Source organism: Rhodopseudomonas palustris, from assembly GCF_034479375.1.
Lineage (GTDB): Bacteria > Pseudomonadota > Alphaproteobacteria > Rhizobiales > Xanthobacteraceae > Rhodopseudomonas > Rhodopseudomonas palustris_M.
In genome coordinates, this window is sequence record NZ_CP140155.1 from 1,639,432 (window position 1) to 1,660,117 (window position 20,686).

Below are 20,686 nucleotides of genomic sequence, written 5' to 3' on the forward strand. Positions count from 1 at the left end.
TTCGCGCGGCACGGCCGCGTCCGGCGACGGACCAGGAATGACCAGACCACTAGCCTTGTCGCTCGGCGAGCCCGCGGGCATCGGCCCCGATATCACGATCGCGGCGTGGATGCGCCGCGACGCGGTCGATCTACCGCCGTTCTATCTGCTCGGCGACCGCGATTGCGTGGCGCGGCGCGCGCAGCTGTTGGGCGTCGACATCCCGATCGCGGAGGTGTGTGCCGAACAGGCCGCCGAGACCTTTGCGACCGCCCTGCCCGTCGTGGCGACAGGACATGCCGCGACGGCAGACCCCGGCAGGCCGGACGCCACCAGCGCCGCCGCTGCGATCGCGTCGATCCGCCGGGCGGTGGACGATGTCGGCGCCGGTCGGGCGGCCGCAGTGGTCACCAATCCGATCGCCAAGAGCGTGTTGTATCAGGCCGGCTTCGCGCACCCCGGCCACACCGAATTCCTCGCCGAACTGGCGCGCGGCGACGGGGCCGCGCCACAGCCGGTGATGATGCTGTGGTGTCCGAGCCTCGCCGTGGTGCCGGTCACCATTCATGTTTCGCTGCGCGACGCGATCGCGCAGCTCACGACCGAACTGATCGTTTCGACCGCACGCATCGTGGTGCAAGATCTGCAACGCCGCCTCGGCATCGCCGCGCCGCGGCTCGTGCTCGCGGGCCTCAACCCGCACGCCGGCGAAGACGGCGCGCTGGGGGGCGAGGATCGCGCCATCGTCGCGCCGGCGGTGGAAATCCTGCGCCGCGACGGGATCGACGCCCGCGGGCCGCTGCCCGCCGATACGATGTTTCATGCCGCCGCTCGCAAGACCTACGACTGCGCGATCTGCATGTATCACGACCAGGCGCTGATCCCGATCAAGACCATCGCCTTCGACGAAGGCGTCAACGTCACGCTCGGTCTCCCCTTCATCCGCACATCGCCCGATCACGGCACGGCATTCGACATCGCCGGCACCGGGCGCGCCGATCCTTCGAGCCTGATCGCCGCGCTGAAACTCGCGGCCCGGATGGCTGCGGCGCCTTCGCCATGAGCGCGATCGACGGCCTGCCGCCGCTGCGCGACGTGATCAAGCGCCACGACCTCGCCGCGAAGAAATCGCTCGGCCAGAATTTCCTGCTCGACCTAAATCTCACCGCCCGGATCGCGCGCGCCGCCGGCCCGCTCGAAGATGTCACCGTGGTCGAGATCGGCCCCGGCCCCGGCGGATTGACCCGCGCGCTGCTCGCCACCGGCGCCCGGCGCGTGATAGCGATCGAGCGCGATGAGCGCGCGCTCGGCGCGCTCGAGGAAATCGCCGCGCACTACCCGGGCAGGCTGGAGATCGTCTGCGCCGACGCGATGGACTTCGATCCGCGGCCGCTGCTGGGGAATGCGCGCGCAAAGATCGTCGCCAACCTGCCCTACAACATCGCCACGCCGCTCCTGATCGGCTGGCTCTGCGCCGAGCCGTGGCCGCCCTGGTACGACATGATGGTGCTGATGTTTCAGCGCGAGGTGGCGCAGCGCATCGTCGCGCGCGAAGACGACGACGCCTACGGCCGGCTCGCGGTGCTGTCGAACTGGCGGTGCGAGACCGGGATGCTGTTCGACATCGCGCCTTCGGCCTTCGTGCCGCAGCCCAAGGTGACCTCCTCCGTGGTCCGCCTGGTCCCCCGCGCGGCGCCCCATCCTTGCGACCGCGCGGCACTGGAGCAGGTCGCGGCCGCCGCGTTCGGACAGCGCCGCAAGATGCTCCGGCAGAGCCTCAAGGCGCTCGGCGTCGATCCGGCGCGACTGGCCGAGGCCGCCGGGATCGATCCGACACGCCGCGCCGAGACCGTGCCGGTCTCCGGCTTTGTTGCCATGGCGAATGAATTGACCGATATACGAGCTACAAAAAACACACCCTAAGGGAGAGACCGACATGACGCAGATGCGTCGCCAATCGCTGGTGAAATTCGACGCCCCGCTGTGCGAGACCATCATCGACACGCCGAAGCCGCAGGGCCGCGAAGTGCTGGTCCGGATCGAGCGCTGCGGGCTGTGCCATTCCGATCTGCACATTCAGGACGGCTACGCCGATCTCGGCGGCGGCAAGAAGCTCGACACGACGCGTGGCATGACGCTGCCGTTCACGCTCGGCCACGAAATCGCCGGCGTGGTCGATGAAGTCGGCCCCGATGCGCCGGCCGATCTGGTCGGCAAGAAGAAGGCGGTGTTTCCCTGGATCGGCTGCGGCAAGTGCCGCGACTGCCTCGCCGGCGACGAGAACCTCTGCACCAAAAACCGCTTCCTCGGCGTCGCGATCGACGGCGGCTTCGCCACCCACGTGCTGGTGCCCGACGCGAAGTATCTGCTCGACTACGACCCGCTGCCGACCAATGTCGCGGCGACGCTGATGTGCTCCGGCATCACCGCCTATGGCGCGCTGAAGCGCCTGGTGGACCTGCCGCGTCAGCGCAACATCCTGCTGATCGGCCTCGGCGGCGTCGGCATGATGGGCCTGTCGCTCGCGCAGGCGATGTTCAAGCAGCCGATCTCGGTCGCGGATCTCAGCCCGGCCGCGCGCGACGCGGCGCTGCAGAACGGCGCCTCGTTCGCCTACGATCCGTCCGAGCCGGATGTGATCAAGCGCATCGTCAAGGAAAACGACGGCGGCTTCGACTGCATCGTGGATTTCGCCGGCAACGACAAGTCGATGAACTTCGCCGTCGGTACCGTGGCGCGCGGCGGCAAGATCGTCGTGTCCGGCCTGATGGGCGGTCAGTTCAGCCTGCCGATGGTGCAGTGGATCTACAAGCGCATGACCGTCGAGGGCTTCATGGTCGGCACGCTCGAAGAGACCAAGGAATTGCTGGCGCTGGCGCGCACCGGCAAGATCAAGCCGACGCCGATGAAGGAAGAGCCGATGACCGACGTGCAGAAGTGGATCGATCAGTTGCGCGCCGGCAAGGTCGTCGGCCGCATCATGCTGACCAACTAATCGCGCTCCCGCGGAACTGCATTGCGGGTTCCATTCCACCCGCAATGCAGGCCCGATTCTTGTCCCAAGCCCACCGGATTTGCGGCTTATTGCGACCCCATTTGATGCGGAAAACACGGCACGCCGAGTTTCCGTACCGCATCATGATCGGGGGATGCCATGAGTCAGTCCACTGCGAAGGTCCTCAGCGCCGCCGGCGCCGGATTGGTCGCAAGCCTCGCCCTCACCGCCGTTCCCGATAGCGCCGCACACGCCGGCGAATGTCTCGCCGGCCCGAAGGGACCGGCGCCGGCGGGAAGCCATTGGTTCTACCGGACCGACCACACCAACAAGCGCAAATGCTGGTACGTTCGCGCAACGGGCGAACAGTCGGCGAAGCCGGCCGACACGGCCTCGACCGACGCGGCCGCAAGCGGCACGAACACTCCAGCCGATCCGACGACCGCCGCTGCCGGGCCGAAAGCCTCGCCCAAACCGGTCCGAACAACCGCAGAGACATTGCATCCGTCGATCGCCAATGCGCGCGCCGAATTCGAGTCTCAGCCAGAACCCGCGCCGATGCGCGAAGCGGCCGAACCGGCACAGGCGTCTCAGTTCCCGGCGCCACTTCCTGCGATCACATCATCGTCCACTCCGCAGAACTCGGCCCAGACGGGCGATCAGCCCAGTGCGGGCCGAGGTTCGCCGATCGACCAACGCTGGTCGGACGCCACCACGATCGATGCGTCCCCTGCTTCGACGGCGGATGCGTCGAGCAAGCTGCGCACGGCTGCGCAATCGGCGGCGGCCAAGGGCGCCACGCCCGCTGCGGCAGCGCTGTCCGCGAGCGGATCCGCATCCACGCTGATCGCGGCGCTTCTCGCCGCGCTCGCCCTCGCCGGCCTGATCGTCGGCGGCATCGTCAAATTCGGCAGGCGCGAGCCTGTCGTTCGTCGCGATCCCAACGGCCGTCCGGATATCTGGCGCGACGCGCCGAGATCGGCCGCAGCCGATGACGTCGCCGCCGAGCATAGCGCTCTGGATGTCGATCCGTCGCCGCCGACGCAGCCCGCCGAGCCGCCGGCCTGGATCAAGGCCGCGCGCCAGCGCCAAACCGAAGTGAAGAGCACCGACGAGATCGAGGAATTGCTGGCGCGCGCGCAGAAGCGTCCGGCCGCTTGACCGAGGCTGCACGGAAGAGGCGTCGATACCCGCCCGCTACTTCTCGAGTTCGCGCCGCATGTCGCGCACGAACGCGTCGATCCCGACCTGCCGCTCGCGCTTGAGCTGCTCGGCGCGCAGGATGGCCTTCACCGACTCGAACGCGATGCCGACATTGTCGTTGACGACGATGTAGTCGTAAGCGTCGTAGTGGCTCATCTCGTCGCCGGCTTTCTTCATCCGACCGTGGATGACTTCGTCGGAATCCTGGGCGCGCGTATGCAGACGATGCTCGAGCGCCTGCACGGATGGCGGCAAGACGAATACGCTGACGACGTCGTTCGGCGCATGACTGCGCAGTTGCTGCGTGCCCTGCCAGTCGATGTCGAACAGCACGTCTTTGCCTGCGGAGAGCGCCGCTTCGACCGGCGCGCGCGGCGTGCCGTAGCAATTGTCGAACACGTTGGCCCATTCCAGGAACTCGCCGGCCGCGACCATCGCGTCGAATTTCGGACGGTCGACGAAGAAGTAGTCGCGCCCGTCGACCTCACCCGGCCGCTTCGGGCGAGTCGTGGCCGAGACCGACATCTGCAGCGACGCCGCTTCCTTCACCAGCATGCGCGACAGCGTGGTCTTGCCGGCGCCCGATGGCGACGACAGCACGAACATCAGCCCGCGCCGCTCGACGCCGTTCAAGCTTCCCGTCGCCGCGTCGATCATGCTCATTCCAGATTCTGCACCTGCTCGCGGAACTGCTCGACCACGTTCTTCATCGCCAGGCCCGTATTGGTCAGTTCGATATCGATCGACTTCGAGCAGCAGGTGTTCACCTCGCGGTTGAACTCCTGCGACAGGAAGTCGAGCCTTCGGCCGACGGCGCCGCCGGTGTCCAGCATCTCGCGGGCCTGCGCGACGTGGGAGGCGATGCGGTCGAGTTCTTCGCGAATGTCGGCCTTGGTCGCCATCATGATGGCTTCCTGATGCAGCCGATCCTGATCGAACCGCTCCGACGTCTCCAGCAGCGCGGCGACCTGTTCGGCGAGCCGTGCCTTGATCGCCTCCGGCTTGCGTCCTGGGGCGGCCTCGGCCTTCTTGGCCAGGGTTTCGATCTCGTCGAGCCGCTGCGACAGCACACCGGCGAGCGTCGCGCCTTCGCGCTTGCGCATCTCGATCAGGCTGTCGAGCGCATGCGTGAAGGCGGCCTCGACCGCACCGCGCGCGGCTTTCTCCTCGGCCTCGTCGGCCTCCGGCTCGAACACCTCGATCACGCCTTTGATCGACATCAGCCCGTCGATGCTCGGCGCCACCGCATCGACCCTGCCTGCGAGATCGGTCGCGATCTTCAGCACCGAGGTCAGCACATCCTCGTTGATGCGCACCGTCGAGGCTGCATCGGCGCGCTTCACCGTGAGGTTGGCGTAGACCGTGCCCCGGGACAGCGCCTCGGCGGCGCGCTTGCGCACCCCGGCTTCGATATCGTCCCAACCCTGCGGGATGCGCAGCCGGAAATCGAAGCCCTTCGCATTGACGGACTTCAGTTCCCATTCGAACGAATAGGGGCCGCTGCTGCCGTGGCTGCGCGCAAACCCCGTCATGCTCGACAAAGACATCGCTCACAGACTCCGCAGATTGCAGGATTGAGATTCGCGTGAAGCGTGGGTGGCCGAGCTTAGCCCATCACGGCGTATGATGGGAACAGCCGCGCGACTAATCCTGACCGCCCGCGGCCGGAGCGGCACCGTTCGGCCGCCTCTTGGACGCACCGCCGTTTCTCCCGGGTCTCGCCGCCGGCGCAGGCGGGACCGATGCGTTCGCATCCGGAGTGACCGTCGCCGTCGGCGGAGTATCCTCCGCGGGCTCCATCGTATCGTTCTGTGTCTGCCGCTCCAGCGCCCGCAGCTTGGCGACGTTCTTCAGATGCTGATCGTAGCTGTCGCTGAAGGCATGGCCGCCACTGCCGTCCGCGACGAAGTACAGATCGCGCGTTCGCGCCGGATTGGCCGCAGCTTCCAGCGAAGCCCGGCCGGGATTCGCGATCGGGCCCGGCGGCAAACCATCGATGACATAGGTGTTGTACGGGGACGGCTGCTGAATTTCGCTGCGCTTGATCGGCCGGCCGAGCGTGCCCTTGCCGCCGACCAGGCCGTAGATGATCGTCGGGTCGGACTGCAGCCTCATCTTTTTCTGCAGGCGATTGACGAACACGGCGGAGACGCGGCTTCGCTCATCCGCCTTGCTGGTCTCCTTCTCCACGATCGAAGCGAGCGTCACCAGTTGCTCGGGCGATTTGATCGGGATCTCCGGATTGCGGCGTTCCCAGACGTCGCTCAGGACGCGTTTCTGCGCCTGCTGCATCCGGTTGATCACCTGCTCGCGCGGCGTGCCGCGCGGAAACTTGTAGGTCTCCGGCAGCAATGTTCCTTCTCGCGGAATTTCACGCAGGCTTCCCGTGAAGATGTTGTTGTCCGTGAGACGCGCGACGATCTGCTCCGAGGTCAGGCCCTCCGGAATCGTCACGGCGTGCTGAACTACCTTGCCTTCGACGATGGTGCCGATCACGTCGCGTAGGCTGGCGTTCTTCTGAAACGAATATTCGCCCGGCTTGAGATCCGCCCGCGCCTTCAACGCCAGCACGCTGCCGATGAACACCCAGCGATTGTTTTCGATCACGCCTTCGCGCTGCAGGATCTCCGCGATATCCCCCAGTCCGGCGCGCTGCGGAATGTTGACGACCTTGTCGTCCTGCAACGGGCCGTCGGCCTCGATCTTCTGCTTGCCGTAGACGTAGATGCCGCCCGCGCCGATCATCAGCACCAGCACCAGCGTGATGATGGCGTTGCCTATGATCACCAGCGGATTGCGCGCGCGATCCGATCGCTTCGGCGGCGGCGGCAGTTGCTCGGGTTCCAGCGCCGCGCGCGGACTTCTCGGCGAGATCGGCGGCCTTTCACTCATCGGTGCAACCTGATTCCTGTGGTCTGGTGGATGGGTGCAAGATCGCACTAGCGGCGTTCGGGATTACGTCGTTGCTGTGGAGATCCGGCGTGGAATTGCTCCAGACGTCATCGGGGTCGCAGCCGATCATACCCCCATATTGCCCGATGTCGTAGGATTTAGCAGGGATTACGGCGAAACGTTGAAGCGTTTGCAGCGCGTCAATCGACGACACGCTGCAGGATCAACGATGCATTAGTCCCGCCAAAGCCGAAAGAGTTCGACAGCGCGACGTTGATTTCACGTTCGCGCGGCTTCCACGGTACGAGGTCGATCGCGGTTTCGACCGACGGATTGTCGAGGTTGATGGTCGGCGGCGCGACATTGTCGCGAATCGCCAGCACGCAAAAAATCGCTTCGACCGCGCCGGCAGCGCCGAGCAGGTGGCCGATCGAGGATTTCGTCGAGGACATCGACACGCGCGACGCGGCGTTGCCGAGCAGCCGCTGCGCGGCGCCGAGTTCAATCTCGTCGCCGAGCGGCGTCGAAGTGCCGTGCGCGTTGATGTAGTCGATATCGGAAACCGCAATGCCCGCGCGCTTGATCGCCGCGCTCATGCAGCGGAATGCGCCGTCGCCGTCCGTCGCCGGCGCCGTGATATGATGGGCGTCGCCGGTCAGGCCGTAGCCGGTCACTTCGGCGTAGATCCGCGCGCCGCGCGCCTTGGCGTGTTCGTACTCCTCGAGCACGACGATGCCGGCGCCCTCGCCCATCACGAAGCCGTCGCGATCCTTGTCGTAGGGGCGCGACGCACTCTGTGGCGTTTCGTTGAAACCGGTCGACAGCGCACGCGCGGCACAGAAGCCGGCCATCGCAAGGCGGCTGATCGGGGATTCGGTGCCGCCGGCGACCATCACGTCGGCGTCGCCGAGCGCGATCAGCCGCGACGCGTCGCCGATCGCATGCGCGCCGGTCGAGCATGCCGTGACGACGGAGTGATTCGGTCCCTTGAGCCCGAACTCGATCGACACATAGCCCGATGCGAGATTGATCAGGCGGCCCGGAATGAAAAACGGCGAGATCTTGCGCGGTCCGCGCTCTTTCAGAATCAGCGCGGTCTCGGCGATCCCCTGCAGACCGCCGATGCCGGAGCCGATCAACACGCCGGAAGCGCAGCGCTCTTCTTCGGTGGACGGATGCCAGCCGGCGTCGTCGAGAGCCTGACGTGCGGCGCACATCGCATAGACGATGAAGTCGTCGACCTTGCGCTGGTCCTTCGGCTCCATCCACTGGTCGGCATTGTAGGTGCCGTCGGTGCCGTCGCCGCGCGGGATGACGCAGGCGATCTGGCTGGTCAGGTCGGAGACGTCGAAAGCGGCGATCTTGCGTGCGCCGCTTTCACCTTTGAGAATCCGGCTCCAGGACGAATCGACGCCACAGCCGAGCGGCGAAACCATGCCAAGGCCTGTGACGACGACACGTCTCATTTTTCGTACTCCGGGCCAGAATGCGCGGTCCAAAGCAAGAAGCCGGTGGACCGTTGGTGCACGGTCCGTCCGGCTTCATCGTTCACCGCGCAGAGCGTCAGCTCTTCGCGTTCTTTTCGAGGAACTTGGTGGCGTCGCCGACGGTGAGAATCGTCTCGGCGGCATCGTCGGGAATTTCGCAGCCGAACTCTTCTTCGAACGCCATCACGAGTTCGACGGTGTCCAGGCTGTCGGCACCGAGATCATCGATGAAGCTGGCGCTATCGACCACCTTCTCCGGCTCGACACCGAGGTGCTCCACCACGATCTTCTTAACCCGCTCGCCAATCTCACTCATTCTCTAACCCCGTGCTGTTCCGACCCGACCGACAGACGATACGAGCCTTCGTGGTGCGTCAAACTCGCTGAGTTCCCGTCGCAATCGCGAAAGTGTACTGATTTTGCCCCGTCCCCGAGGTCGAAAACCGACCGCCCCCAGCGGCAGGTCTCCATCGGCAATATACAGGGTTTGGACTTCCTGCAATGGCCTTCTTTGCCTATCCGCCGGTGCTCCGGTTATCATACTTCCGATGCATTGACCACAAGACACGGCCGCCGACGCGATACGCCGCCTGCGATGCCAAGGAGTTGCAGCGGAGATGCCGCCGGAGGTCAGATCATGGCCATCCCGCCGTTGACGTGGATGGTCTGCCCGGTGACGTAGGCGGCTTCGTTCGAACTGAGATACACTGCCGCAGCCGCGATGTCCTCGGGGGTGCCCAGCCGGCCTGCAGGCACCTTGCCGAGAATCGCTTCACGCTGCTTGTCGTTCAGCACATCGGTCATCGGCGTCGCGATGAAGCCCGGTGCGATGCAATTGGCGGTGACGTTGCGCTTGGCATATTCGGCGCCGAGCGTCTTGATCATGCCGATCAGCCCGGCCTTCGACGCCGTGTAGTTGCCCTGCCCGGGATTGCCGGTGACGCCGACCACCGAGGTGATCGCGATGATGCGGCCGAACTTCTTGCGCATCATCAGCTTGGTCGCGGCGCGGGTCAGCCGGAACGTCGCGGTGAGATTGACCTTGATCACCTCGTCCCAATCTTCGTCACGCAACTGCACGAACAGATTGTCGCGGGTGATGCCGGCATTGCAGACCAGAATGTCGAGCTGACCCATGGCTTCGGCCGCCGCCGGCACCAGCGCCTCGACCTCGGCCGAATCCGACAGATTGCAGGGCAGCACGTGAACGCGCTCGCCGAGCTTCGCCGCCAACGTGTCCAGCGCCTCGCGCCGCGTGCCGGAAATCGCCACCGTCGCGCCCTGACCATGCAGCGCCTGCGCGATCGCGCCGCCGATGCCGCCGGTTGCGCCGGTGACCAGCGCGGTTCGTCCCGTCAAATCGAACATGTCGTCTCCTTCGCCGCCGGTTACGTCGATTGTCCGGCCTTGATTGCATCCTTGGCGGCCGCGAGATCATTGGGACTGCCGATGGCCAGCCCCGTCGCGCCGTCGGTAATCCGCTTGACCAGTCCGCTCAGCACCTTGCCGGCGCCGACCTCGAAGAACCGGGTGACGCCGTGGCCGGCCATATACGCCACCGACTCGCGCCAGCGCACGGTGCCCGTGACCTGTTCGACCAATCGACGGCGAATCTCATCGGGGTCGGTGATCGGCGAGGCCAGCACGTTGCAAACCAGCGGCACCGCCGGCGACCGGATCGCCACACCCGCCAAAGCCTCTGCCATCGCCTCGGCTGCGGGCTGCATCAGCGAGCAATGGAAAGGCGCCGAAACCGGCAGCAGCATCGCGCGCTTGGCCCCCTTGCCCTTGGCGATCTCGACGGCGCGCTCCACGGCTTCCTTGTGGCCCGAGACGACGACCTGACCGCCACCATTGTCGTTGGCAGCCTGGCAGACCTGACCCTGGGCCGCCTCGCTCGCGACTGCCACGGCCGCGTCATAATCCAGCCCGAGCAGCGCGGCCATCGCGCCGACGCCGACCGGAACCGCCTTCTGCATCGCCAGGCCCCGGATGCGCAGCAGGCGGGCGGTGTCGCTGACGCTGAGGGATCCAGCGGCGGCAAGCGCGGAGTATTCGCCGAGCGAATGGCCCGCCACGAAGGCCGCGTCACGACCGATATTCAGCCCCGCCTCGCCTTCGAGCACCCGCAGCGCGGCCAGAGAAACCGCCATCAATGCCGGCTGGGCATTCTCGGTGAGCTGAAGCGTCTCAGCCGGCCCCTCCCAGATGATCGCACTCAGCTTTTCGCCGAGCGCGGCATCGACCTCGTCGAATACCGCCTGTGCCGCCGGGAAGGCATCGGCCAGCGCCTTGCCCATGCCGACCGCCTGAGAGCCTTGCCCGGGGAATGTGAATGCTGCCGTCATCTGCGTTCCTGAACCTGTCTGGAGTGGCGCCGTAAGACACCCCGCGAGCCGGCTGTGTCAAGCTGACCAGCGCAAACTCGCGGGCCGGTCCAGAGTTTTGGAGATGTTCGCTGCAGCCGCGAAGCCACCGCGGATCTCCACGATGGACGATCGCGACAACCTCTCAGTCGCGATGGGCAATGGATCGTTTACTGTATCCGAACGTCAAACAGGTGCGAAAGGCCTCCATAAACCGTCGCTGGAATAAGCATCGGGGACAACAAGGAGCCGTTCGCCAAGATGCGCCGCGTGACCCGAACCAAGCTTCACCCCCATGAAGCAGCCGATGTCGGACATCCGATTGTCGCGCCGCGTCTTATCAAATGGTTGGTCAACGGCCCTCGACCGCAGCCCGATGCAATCCTGCGCCGATTGCTGCTGCACAGCCAGACCAAGACGCGCACGCTGTTCCTCGCCACCCTGTCCACGACCTTGCTGACGGTCATGGCGGCAGTGATCACGGGCGCGGCGTGGGCCTACGCCTGGGTCGCGATCGAAGTGGCATTCGGCATCGCGCGCGGCATCGTCGCCCGTCAGATGCTGAAAGCACAGGCCTCGGACCGGCCTGCCACCGCTCTGCCCCTGTATCTCGGCCTGTCATGGGCTCTCAGCTATTCGATCGGCTGCGCTCTCTGCGTCATGTCGGACGAATGGCCGCTCTTCGTGCTCGTCGCCATCGTGATCGCCGGCCTCACGAGCGCGATCGTGTCACGCAACGCCGGCATGCCGCGCTACGGGTTCGTGCAGATCTGCATCCTCGCGACGCCCTACACCGTGGCGATGATCTTTTCCCCAATTCCGCAAATGTACCTCGTCGGGCTGCTGATCCCGGCCTGGGGACTGGGAATGGGAATTCTGCTGTTCGAAAACTACGATGTTCTGCTCAATCTGTTTCTCTCGGAGCGCGAGAACAAGTGGTTGGCCAACTACGATCAGTTGACCGGCCTGCCGAACCGCACCATGCAACATCGGCGCTTCGAGGAACTGCTCCGAGATGCGACCGGCACGTCCGGGAACGGCTGTCAGCCGCTGACGGTGCTCTGGCTCGATCTCGACGGGTTCAAGGCGGCCAACGACCGCTACGGCCACGAGCTCGGCGACGCCGTCCTGGTGGTCGTGGCCGAGCGGCTGCGCGGTTGTGTGCGCGGCGACGACCTGATCTTCCGGGTCGGCGGCGACGAGTTCGTCATCTTGCTTCCCGCCACCGAAGCGGCGGACAGCGTCGAGATCGCCAACCGGGTGATTGCGCGGATCGCCGAGCCGTTCGATCTCGGCAAGGATGTCCCGCTGAGCATCGGTGTCAGCATCGGCAGCGCCACTTTCCCGCGTGACGGAAAGACCGCCGACGACCTGTTGCGCTCGGCCGACAGCGCGATGTACGAGGCGAAACGGCTCGGGAAAGGGGTGGTCGTGCACTGCGACTCGATCGACGATGCACCCAGCCTGGTTCCCGCGCTCGAGCCGGATGCCCACATAACCGGGGAACTCCGGACGAGGTCCGCGGTATGACGGAGGCCGAACCACTGGCCGCCCGAAATCCGTCATTCGGCTCCGTTGCCGGCCAGCATTGACCCCACCCTTGCCATTGCGATCAAAATCCGTATAACCCGCGCATCCGCAGATCCCGGCCGGGAGCTGAACGGACGGTCTCAGCATTTTCACCTTTCTGGCGAATTTGATGCGGCAGAGCCAGTCGGCTCGTCGTCCCGTGCTTCCGCCTTCTGAGCAGTCGAGTCCTTTCCGAAGGGTTCGAAGGGCTTGCCGCCGGTTCTGCGCCAACATGGAAAGGACTGTCATGCCTCTTTACGAGCATGTTTTTCTCGCGCGTCAGGACGCGAGCACGCAGCAGGTCGAGGAACTGACGACCCAGATCACGGGCGTCATCGAGGGCCTCGGCGGCAAGGTCACCAAGACCGAAGCCTGGGGACTTCGCTCCCTCACCTATCGCATGAACAAGAATCGCAAAGCGCATTTCATGCTGCTCAACATCGACGGCCCCTCCGCGGTGGTCGCCGAGATCGAGCGCCAGGAGCGCATCAACGAAGACATCATCCGCTACCTGACGGTGCGCGTCGAAGAGCACGAGGAAGGCCCCTCGGCGATGATGCGCAAGGCCGACCGCGACCGCGAGCGTGACGACCGTGGCCCCCGCGAGGGCGGCTTCCGGGGCGACCGTGAAGGCCGTGGCGACCGCGAGGGCGGTGGCTTCCGGGGCGACCGCGGTCCGCGCCGTCCGCGCGAAGACGCCGACACTGCCGCAGCGAGCGAGGAGTAAGAATCATGGCTGAAGCAGGTGCACGCCGTCCGTTCTTCCGCCGTCGCAAGACCTGCCCGTTCACGGGCACGAACGCGCCGAAGATCGACTACAAGGATTCCAAGCTGTTGATGCGTTACGTCTCCGAGCGCGGCAAGATCGTGCCGAGCCGCATCACCGCGGTCTCCGCCAAGAAGCAGCGTGAACTCGCGCGCGCCATCAAGCGCGCCCGTTTCCTCGGTCTGCTGCCCTACGTCATTCGCTGATCGTTTTCACCCGCGGCGTTCGCGCCGCGGGTTTCACTTTGCTTCGTCGTCACGTGTCGCAAATCACGTGACGTAAGTCATAAGGCTCCGCTGACCCGGATGCCGATGGTTGGGGCGAACCGCCTCTAACCGCTCGAAAGGAGCGGGACAGCTGATGATGATCCAGATCCTGATCGCGATTGCCGCTGGCTGTGCCTCGGCGTTGATGTTCGCCTCGATCATCTCGGGCGCGCTGATCTCATTGCTGCTGTTCTATCTGGCGCCGCTGCCGCTGATGGTGGCCGCACTCGGCTGGGGCGCGGCCGGGGCCGCAGCCGGCGGGCTGCTCGGCGCCGCCGGGCTCGCCGCGATCTTCAGTTTCTCCTATGCCATCGCCTTCCTTGTCACCGTCGTGGCGCCGGCCTACTGGCTCGGCCGCCTCGCGATGCTGGCGCGACCGGTCGAGACCGCGGACAGCGCCACCCCGGCCGCGCTGGAGTGGTATCCGGTCGGCCGAATCGTGGCGTGGATGGCAGGCTTCGCCACCTTGACCACGATGGCGGCGATGCTGACGCTCGGCACCGACGGGGCGACGATCAGCGAGGGCCTGCGCAGCGGATTGCAGCGGGCGCTGGGCTCGCGCAACTCCGCCGACACCGACAAGCTGATCGACGCGCTGGTCGCAGTCGCCCCGCCGGCCGCCGCCTCGGTCGCGATGCTGACCTTGACGCTGAATCTGTGGCTCGCCGCCAGGATCACCATCACCTCCGGCCGGCTGACCCGGCCGCGGCCGGATCTGCGAACGGTGGCGCTGCCGGCGATGACGCTGGCGGTGCTGTCGCTCGCGATCGGCCTCAGCTTTACCGGCGGTCTGGTCGCACTGATCGGCAAGACCGCCAGCGCAGCGATGCTGGTCGCCTATGGGCTGACCGGGGCGGCCACGCTGCACACGCTGACGATGTCCGCCCGCCATCGCGGCTTTCTGTTGAGTTCGACTTACGCGCTCGTGCTGATCTTTCTCTGGCCCGCACTCGGCCTGATCGCGCTCGGCATCGGCGACGCAGCATTCGGCTTTCGTCAGCGCTACTACCAGCGCCGCTCGATGCCGCCCCCGACCGCCACCTGATTATTACCCCTATCAAGCAACTCGAGGAGAACAACATGGAAGTCATTCTGCTGGAACGCGTCGCCAAGGTCGGCCAGATGGGCGAGCTGGTTCGCGTCAAGGACGGTTACGCCCGCAATTTCCTGCTGCCGCGCGGCAAGGCACTGCGCGCGACCGCTGCCAATCGCGACAAGTACGAGCACATGAAGGCCGACCTCGAGGCGCGCAACATCGCGGCCAAGGCTGAAGCCGCGAAGGTCGCGGAGAAGATCGACGGTCACAATGTGATCGTGATCCGTCAGGCCTCCGAAACCGGCCAGTTGTTCGGTTCGGTGTCGGTGCGCGACATCGTCACCAGCTTCGAGGCAGAAGGCGTCATGATCAGCCGCAGCCAGATCCTGCTCGATGCGCCGATCAAGACCATCGGCAAGCACACCATCGAGGTCGCGGTGCATCCGGAAGTCGAAGTCGGCGTGTCGGTGACGGTGGCGCGCAGCGCCGAGGAAGCCGAGCGGATCAATCGCGGCGAGGACATCTCGACCCGCCGGGAAGACCAGGACGCCGCCGCCGAGGCGATCGCCGCTGCCGGCGAGTTCTTCGATCCGGACGCGGAGCAGGAAGAAGAACAGCCGGCCGAGCAGTAAGCGCTCTTCAGCGAGACACCTCGACGAAAAAGCCCGGCATTCGCATGCCGGGCTTTTTTGCATCAAGACGACGCGGTCTATCGTGAAACCGGCACGTCGGGCGAACTGCCTTGCTCGGCCGGCGGCGGGGTCGGCGTCACGGTGACGGACGGTTCGCTGGACGGGGCTGCCGCAGCGGCCGGCGCGCCGGTCCGCGGCGCAGGCGTCGCAGCAGGCGCCGTCGAAGCCGCAGGCGCTGGCGGCTCGTCCGGCTTCGCAAGCGGAGCAGTCGCCGGCGGCGTGTCGGCGGGCTTCGGCGCCGGCGTCACCGCAGGAACCGGATCGGGGCGCAGCGGTACCGCGCCAGGCGTTGCGGCCCGCTCCGCTGGCACGGACTGTGGCGTGTCGGACTTCGGCGGCTCGGACTTGACGGCCTCCGTCTTCGGCTCTTCCGGCTTTGCGATGTCCGTCTTCGACGCATCGGGCTTGGGCGTATCGGGTTTGGTCGTGTCGGGTTTGGTCGTGTCGGGTTTGGTCGTGTCGGAAGTCGAGGCTTCCGGTTTTGACGGCTCCGATGCGGAGGTTTCCGGTTTGGCAGTTTCCTTTTTCGCGGCGTCCTGCTTCGCTGCAGCCGGTTCGCTTGCGGCTGGCTCCGGTTTCGCTGCTTCGCCCTTGGCCGCGTTGGCAGGCGCGCCCTTCGCCGGCTTGTCCTTCCGGCTCTGCTGGCGGCGATCCTTCGCCGGAGGGGGCTCGGCAGGCGCAGCCGTCTCGGTCGCGGCGGCGCCGTCGGCGGGTTTGTCGGCTTCGGGTTTGGGCGGACGCTTGCTGTGGCGGCCGCGGCGCGTGCCTTCTTCGGCCTGCGCCGGAGCCTCGGGTCGCGCCGCCTCTGGTTTGGCTGTCTCCGGCTTTGCAGCCTCTTCCGCGCCGGGCCGCTGCCTGCGCCCCGAGCGGCCGTCCTGCTGGCCGGGATTGGTCCTGACGTCGTTCTGCCTGTAGCGGGTGTCAGTCGCTCCGTTGGAAATCAGATAGGCCGCGAGCATCGAAGCCATGTCGCCGCTGGTCGTGTAGTGCTGACGCAGAAACGACGCCAGGGAATTGGGGGGTATCGAGCGAACGAGACCGCGCGCGCTTTTGTGGCACACGGCGCAATTCCCTGAGAAAAGCTGGGCCGGGCTCTTGCCGGCCTCGAGGTTCTGCGCCTGCGCCGGGGGCGTGATGGAGGCGATCAGAAGCATCACCGCCGCTGAAATGAGCGCTCGGCTCGACATTTGATCCTCCAATGCATGAACGGCCGCGCCCGCGGCGCAGTCCTTTTAGCCGATTGGAAAATGATTGGAAGGGAAGAGATGACGCTGTTTTGTCATAACGAATAGTCGCATACCAGCCGCGCAATCGCGCCGTCGATCCGTCACGTCCGACCGGCTCGGATGCGCCGGGCGGCTCGGCCAGCTTTGGCGGAGCACTCCTTGGCCTGCCGGAAGTACGCCAGCGCAATCCAGATCAAGCGGCGTGAACCAGCCGGACCTTGCGCTCGCCGTCGCGCGGTCCCTTGTGAATCTCGAGATGCTCACGCGTGGCGGTCAGAAGCGCCCGATCGCAGGGAACCGCACGCCCGTCGCCGCATGAGGTCGCCTCGAACGATTCGATCAGCGATTCCAGCCAGAGCCGGTCGGATACGTCGCGTCGCTGTTTCTGAGCCATCGCCGTTCCCGTGTTTCAACTTCGTTATTCTGCGTGATCAACCCCGACGCCGCTCGAACCGTTCCTCGAATGACCACCCGCTGATGTGATCGTGATCACAGATCAATTTTCCGGCGAGGCGCTTGATCCGTTCCATGATCGAACAGCCTCAAAAAACACGCCTCCCCGTCCCGAAGGACATCGCGATTGACTATGCCCTGCTCGCTTTCGGAACCGCGACGGGATTGATCGGACTGGTCTGCCTGCTTCTGCTGTGAAAAATCCGATCACGATCCTTTAGGTATGGCCCCGCGGTCCCGCGGTTCAATCCGGCTGCGACAAATGGAGCCCCGCCCCGGCGGGCGGCTTCCGCAACGCCGGTTCGTCAAGCCCGCCGCCTCGGGTGCATCGGTTCATCCACACTCTTCTTCGAGCTGGTGCATAACGCGCGATTGACGCTTCCGCTGGCAGTTGAATCGGCGCTTTAGTCGCGCCCCGCATCCGACAAATTCGAAAGAACAATTCAGAGCTATGGCTGCAATCGATTCGAATGTTCTGAAGCTCGCGCCCGACGCCGCCGCGCCTGCCTACCGGACCGCGCCTCACAATATCGAGGCGGAACAAGCCCTGCTCGGCGCCATCCTGGTCAATAACGACGCGTTCTACCGGGTGTCGGACTTCCTCGAGGCGAAGCATTTCTTCGAAACGATCCACCAGACCATTTTCGAGACCGCCACCAGCCTGATCCGCGCCGGCAAGGTCGCGACGCCGATCACGCTCAAGACCTTCCTCGCCGCCGACCTCGATCTCGGCGGCCTCACGGTCGCGCAATATCTGGCCCGACTGGCGGCCGAAGCCACCACCATCATCAACGCCCATGATTACGGCCGGACCATCTACGAATTGTCGCTGCGCCGCGACCTGATCGGGATCGGCACCGACATGGTCAATGTCGCGTTCGACGCGCCAGTCGATTTCGCGCCGCGCAACCAGATCGAGGACGCCGAGCGCAGGCTGTACGAGCTCGCCGAGTCCGGCCGCTATGACGGCGGCTTCCAGCGGTTCTCGCAGGCGCTGACCACCGCGGTCGACATGGCCGCAAAGGCATTCCAGCGCGACGGCAAGCTGTCCGGCATTGCCACCGGCCTGCGCGATCTCGATACCAGGATGGGCGGGCTGCAGCATTCCGACTTGATCGTGCTGGCCGGCCGTCCCGGCATGGGCAAGACCGCGCTCGCCACCAACATCGCCTACAACGTCGCCAAGGCCTATCGCGGCGAGGTCCAGGCCGACGGCACGACCAAGGCAGTCAATGGCGGCATCGTCGGCTTCTTCTCCTGCGAAATGTCGGCCGAGCAGCTCGCCACGCGTATTCTCGCCGAGCAGGCGGAGATCGCGTCGAGCAAGATCCGGCGCGGCGGCATTTCGGAAACCGATTTCGAACGGATTCGCGACGTCTCGATCGAGCTGCAAACGCTGCCGCTTTACGTCGACGAAACCGGCGGCCTGGCGATCTCTCAGCTCACCGCGCGCGCGCGCCGGCTGAAGCGGCAGAAGGGCCTCGACCTGCTGGTGGTCGACTACATCCAGCTACTGCAGGGCTCGAGCAAGAAGGGCGACAACCGCGTCCAGGAGGTGACCGAGATCACCACCAACCTGAAGGCGCTGGCGAAGGAGCTCAACGTTCCGATCATCGCGCTGTCGCAGCTCTCGCGTCAGGTCGAATCCCGCGACGACAAGCGGCCCCAGCTCTCCGACCTGCGTGAATCGGGCTCGATCGAACAGGACGCCGACGTCGTGATGTTCGTGTTCCGCGAAGAGTACTACCTGCAGAACAAGGAGCCGCGCCCCGGCACGCCCGAGCACGAGAAGTGGACGACGGATATGGACCTCGTTCACGGCAAGGCGGAGGTCATCATCGCCAAGCAGCGCCACGGCCCGACCGGCACGGTGGACCTGCAGTTCGAAGGCCAGTTCACGCGCTTCAGCGATCTGGTCAGCGAAGGCCATCTGCCGGAACGGATCTGAGCTGCAGCAACTCCCGTTGAATGGAATTCGGGCAGCGATTATTGTGCGGCATGAACATCCTCCCCGATCCGAATGCGACCGTCGCCAGCCTTTTGACACCTGAAGCCGCCCAAGCGGCGGCGCTGGCCGCGGCGACCGCCACTGCGCCCGGCATCCTCACCATCAATCTCGACGCGATCGTCGCCAACTGGCGCAAGCTGGAGAAGACCGCGGTCCCGGCCGAAGCCGCCGCCGTGGTCAAGGGCGACGCCTATGGCTGCGGCATCGCGCCGGTCACGAAGGCCCTCGCCGCGGCGGGTTGCAAGACCTTCTTCGTCGCAACGCTCGCCGAAGCCGGCGCCGCCCGCGCGATTGCGCCGGACGCGGCGATCTATGTTCTCGACGGCTTCTTCCAGAGCACCGGCGATGAATTCGCCAGGCTGAATTGCCGACCGGTGATCGGCGACCTCTACGAACTCGCCGAGTGGGACGTCTATTGCCGCCGCACGCACTGGAATGGCGGCGCGGCGATCCACATCGATACCGGCATGAACCGGCTCGGCCTGACGATCTCCGAAGCGCAGGGCATCGTGCCACGGATCGCCACCGGCGATCACGGCGTCACGCTGGTGATCAGTCACCTCGCCGCCGCCGAAGCACTCAACCATCCGATGAACGCCCGGCAGGTCACGGCGTTTCGCGAGATCGCCGGCCTGTTTGCCGGCGTGCCGGCGTCGCTGTCGGCCTCCTCCGGCATCTTTCTGGGCCCGCAATTCGCCTTCGACATGGTGCGTCCGGGCGCCGCGCTCTACGGCATCAACCCGACGCCGGAGGCCGACAATCCGATGCTGCCGGTGGTCGATCTCAAAGCCCGCATCCTTCAGGTCCGCAGCGTCGAGCGCGGCGACAGCGTCGGCTATGGCGGCACCTGGACCGCGCGGCGGCCGACCAAGATCGCGGTGCTGTCGGCTGGTTATGCCGACGGATACTTTCGCGCTGCCGGCTCGAACGACGGCACCCGCGGCGCCGACGTGATCATCGCCGGCCAGCGCTGCCCGGTCGCCGGGCGGGTGTCGATGGACCTGCTCGCGGTCGACGTCACCGACCTGCCCGCCAACGCCGCGCGCCGCGGCCAGATGGCGACGCTGATCGGCGACGGCATCACCGTCGACGAACTCGGGCATCATTTCGGCACCATCGGCTACGAGGTCCTGACCAGCCTCGGCCCGCGCTACGCGAGGGTCTACAAAGGCGGCGACGCGAAGCCGGACGAGAAACCGACTGAGGGCGACGGCGTGCGAACCGCCACGGCCGGCTGAGTCCCACGCACGAACTCTCAGCGTCATTGCGAGGAGCACCCGGATCGGCGCTTCGCGCCGTCCGGGCACAGGCTCCGCGACGAAGCAATCCAGAGGCGCAGTGCACCGCGTCTCTGGATTGCTTCGCTGCGCTCGCAATGACGGAGCCTCTCACCTGATCGGCCAGCCGGCTCAGTCTTCGTGCACCAGAAACAGGAAGCCGGTGATCGCCGCGAGAAACGCGAACGAGCCGGCGATGCCGACGACCAGCACCGCGCGGATCAGCATCGGCGCCTCGCTGGTGTCGATGACTTTGGCGAGGCCGAAGTAATTGCCCAGCAGCAGCACAACCGCGAACAGCGCGCCGAACACAGCGCCCATGGCAAAATGCCCGGCCACCTGCCGCCATTTGCGTCGCTCGTAGGCTTTGCGCTCGTCGTCTCGCATCCGCCGACCTTAGCGAAGTCAGCGCTGCGCGCACAGCAGGGGCCGATCACGCTTTGCGACGACCGCTGTGCTGGCGCATGCGGG

The 20,686-nt window shown here is 65.9% G+C and carries 22 protein-coding genes; 12 read left to right on the forward strand and 10 right to left on the reverse strand.

What is annotated here, in order from left to right:
- Positions 1-37: 37 nt before the first annotated feature.
- The 4 genes from pdxA to SR870_RS07355 all read left to right on the forward strand — a co-directional run bounded on the left by pdxA (position 38) and on the right by SR870_RS07355 (position 4,135).
- Positions 38-1,042 (forward strand): 4-hydroxythreonine-4-phosphate dehydrogenase PdxA, encoded by a 1,005-nt coding sequence (gene pdxA, locus SR870_RS07340; protein ID WP_322517344.1) that lies wholly within the window; start codon positions 38-40, stop codon positions 1,040-1,042.
- Positions 1,039-1,902: a 16S rRNA (adenine(1518)-N(6)/adenine(1519)-N(6))-dimethyltransferase RsmA gene (rsmA, locus tag SR870_RS07345; RefSeq protein ID WP_322517345.1), complete on the forward strand. Its 864-nt coding sequence runs from the start codon at positions 1,039-1,041 to the stop codon at positions 1,900-1,902. The genes pdxA and rsmA overlap by 4 nt, the downstream gene beginning before the upstream one ends.
- Positions 1,903-1,915: 13 nt before the next feature.
- The gene (locus tag SR870_RS07350) at positions 1,916-2,974 is read left to right on the forward strand and encodes an alcohol dehydrogenase (RefSeq protein ID WP_322517346.1); all 1,059 of its coding nucleotides are present in this window, start codon (positions 1,916-1,918) and stop codon (positions 2,972-2,974) included.
- A gap of 159 nt (positions 2,975-3,133) precedes the next feature.
- Positions 3,134-4,135, forward strand: a complete 1,002-nt coding sequence (locus SR870_RS07355; protein WP_322517347.1) for a hypothetical protein — start codon at positions 3,134-3,136, stop codon at positions 4,133-4,135.
- Positions 4,136-4,171: 36 nt separating this feature from the next.
- Here the strand turns inward: SR870_RS07355 and gmk are convergent, their stop codons facing one another.
- The 7 genes from gmk to fabD form a co-directional block, all read right to left on the reverse strand.
- Complete coding sequence (gmk, locus tag SR870_RS07360) at positions 4,172-4,834, reverse strand: guanylate kinase (protein WP_322518221.1); 663 nt, start codon at positions 4,832-4,834, stop codon at positions 4,172-4,174.
- Between the two features lie 2 nt (positions 4,835-4,836).
- Positions 4,837-5,724 (reverse strand): YicC/YloC family endoribonuclease, encoded by an 888-nt coding sequence (locus SR870_RS07365; protein ID WP_322517348.1) that lies wholly within the window; start codon positions 5,722-5,724, stop codon positions 4,837-4,839.
- Positions 5,725-5,821: 97 nt separating this feature from the next.
- Positions 5,822-7,069, reverse strand: a complete 1,248-nt coding sequence (gene mltG, locus SR870_RS07370; RefSeq protein WP_322517349.1) for an endolytic transglycosylase MltG — start codon at positions 7,067-7,069, stop codon at positions 5,822-5,824.
- Positions 7,070-7,269: 200 nt separating this feature from the next.
- Positions 7,270-8,535 carry a beta-ketoacyl-ACP synthase II gene (gene fabF / locus SR870_RS07375; RefSeq protein ID WP_322518222.1) on the reverse strand — a complete coding sequence of 422 codons (1,266 nt, stop codon included), beginning with the start codon at positions 8,533-8,535 and terminating at the stop codon, positions 7,270-7,272.
- 97 nt (positions 8,536-8,632) lie between these two features.
- Positions 8,633-8,872: an acyl carrier protein gene (locus tag SR870_RS07380; protein WP_002716125.1), complete on the reverse strand. Its 240-nt coding sequence runs from the start codon at positions 8,870-8,872 to the stop codon at positions 8,633-8,635.
- A 314-nt stretch (positions 8,873-9,186) separates the two neighbouring features.
- Entirely contained in the window at positions 9,187-9,924 is a 738-nt protein-coding gene (fabG, locus tag SR870_RS07385; RefSeq protein ID WP_322517350.1) for a 3-oxoacyl-[acyl-carrier-protein] reductase, read from the reverse strand.
- A gap of 20 nt (positions 9,925-9,944) precedes the next feature.
- On the reverse strand, positions 9,945-10,904 hold the full coding sequence (fabD, locus tag SR870_RS07390; RefSeq protein ID WP_322517351.1) for an ACP S-malonyltransferase: 960 nt from the start codon (positions 10,902-10,904) through the stop codon (positions 9,945-9,947).
- Between the two features lie 279 nt (positions 10,905-11,183).
- Between fabD and SR870_RS07395 the strand changes: the two genes are divergently transcribed.
- The 5 genes from SR870_RS07395 to rplI all read left to right on the forward strand — a co-directional run bounded on the left by SR870_RS07395 (position 11,184) and on the right by rplI (position 15,191).
- Complete coding sequence (locus SR870_RS07395) at positions 11,184-12,452, forward strand: GGDEF domain-containing protein (protein ID WP_322517352.1); 1,269 nt, start codon at positions 11,184-11,186, stop codon at positions 12,450-12,452.
- Positions 12,453-12,738: 286 nt separating this feature from the next.
- Positions 12,739-13,218: a 30S ribosomal protein S6 gene (gene rpsF / locus SR870_RS07400; RefSeq protein ID WP_322517353.1), complete on the forward strand. Its 480-nt coding sequence runs from the start codon at positions 12,739-12,741 to the stop codon at positions 13,216-13,218.
- 5 nt (positions 13,219-13,223) lie between these two features.
- Positions 13,224-13,463, forward strand: a complete 240-nt coding sequence (rpsR, locus tag SR870_RS07405; RefSeq protein WP_011503386.1) for a 30S ribosomal protein S18 — start codon at positions 13,224-13,226, stop codon at positions 13,461-13,463.
- Between the two features lie 154 nt (positions 13,464-13,617).
- A complete protein-coding gene (locus SR870_RS07410) occupies positions 13,618-14,568 on the forward strand; it encodes a hypothetical protein (RefSeq protein WP_322517354.1) in 951 nt (316 codons plus the stop codon).
- Between the two features lie 35 nt (positions 14,569-14,603).
- Positions 14,604-15,191 carry a 50S ribosomal protein L9 gene (rplI, locus tag SR870_RS07415; protein ID WP_322517355.1) on the forward strand — a complete coding sequence of 196 codons (588 nt, stop codon included), beginning with the start codon at positions 14,604-14,606 and terminating at the stop codon, positions 15,189-15,191.
- 77 nt (positions 15,192-15,268) lie between these two features.
- On the opposite strand, the gene SR870_RS07420 is transcribed toward rplI, so the two are convergent.
- Together SR870_RS07420 and SR870_RS07425 are read right to left on the reverse strand one after the other, a co-directional pair.
- A complete protein-coding gene (locus tag SR870_RS07420) occupies positions 15,269-16,438 on the reverse strand; it encodes a hypothetical protein (RefSeq protein ID WP_322517356.1) in 1,170 nt (389 codons plus the stop codon).
- A 232-nt stretch (positions 16,439-16,670) separates the two neighbouring features.
- Entirely contained in the window at positions 16,671-16,871 is a 201-nt protein-coding gene (locus tag SR870_RS07425) for a hypothetical protein (RefSeq protein ID WP_322517357.1), read from the reverse strand.
- Between the two features lie 134 nt (positions 16,872-17,005).
- Here SR870_RS07425 and SR870_RS07430 point away from each other — a divergent pair, with 134 nt between their 5' ends.
- From SR870_RS07430 to alr, 3 genes are all read left to right on the forward strand, one after another.
- Complete coding sequence (locus tag SR870_RS07430) at positions 17,006-17,128, forward strand: hypothetical protein (RefSeq protein WP_322517358.1); 123 nt, start codon at positions 17,006-17,008, stop codon at positions 17,126-17,128.
- Positions 17,129-17,381: 253 nt separating this feature from the next.
- The gene (locus tag SR870_RS07435) at positions 17,382-18,878 is read left to right on the forward strand and encodes a replicative DNA helicase (protein ID WP_322517359.1); all 1,497 of its coding nucleotides are present in this window, start codon (positions 17,382-17,384) and stop codon (positions 18,876-18,878) included.
- 50 nt (positions 18,879-18,928) lie between these two features.
- Complete coding sequence (gene alr, locus SR870_RS07440; RefSeq protein ID WP_322517360.1) at positions 18,929-20,176, forward strand: alanine racemase; 1,248 nt, start codon at positions 18,929-18,931, stop codon at positions 20,174-20,176.
- A 171-nt stretch (positions 20,177-20,347) separates the two neighbouring features.
- Here alr and SR870_RS07445 read toward each other — a convergent pair whose 3' ends face one another.
- Entirely contained in the window at positions 20,348-20,602 is a 255-nt protein-coding gene (locus SR870_RS07445) for a hypothetical protein (RefSeq protein ID WP_322517361.1), read from the reverse strand.
- Between the last annotated feature and the right edge of the window lie 84 nt (positions 20,603-20,686).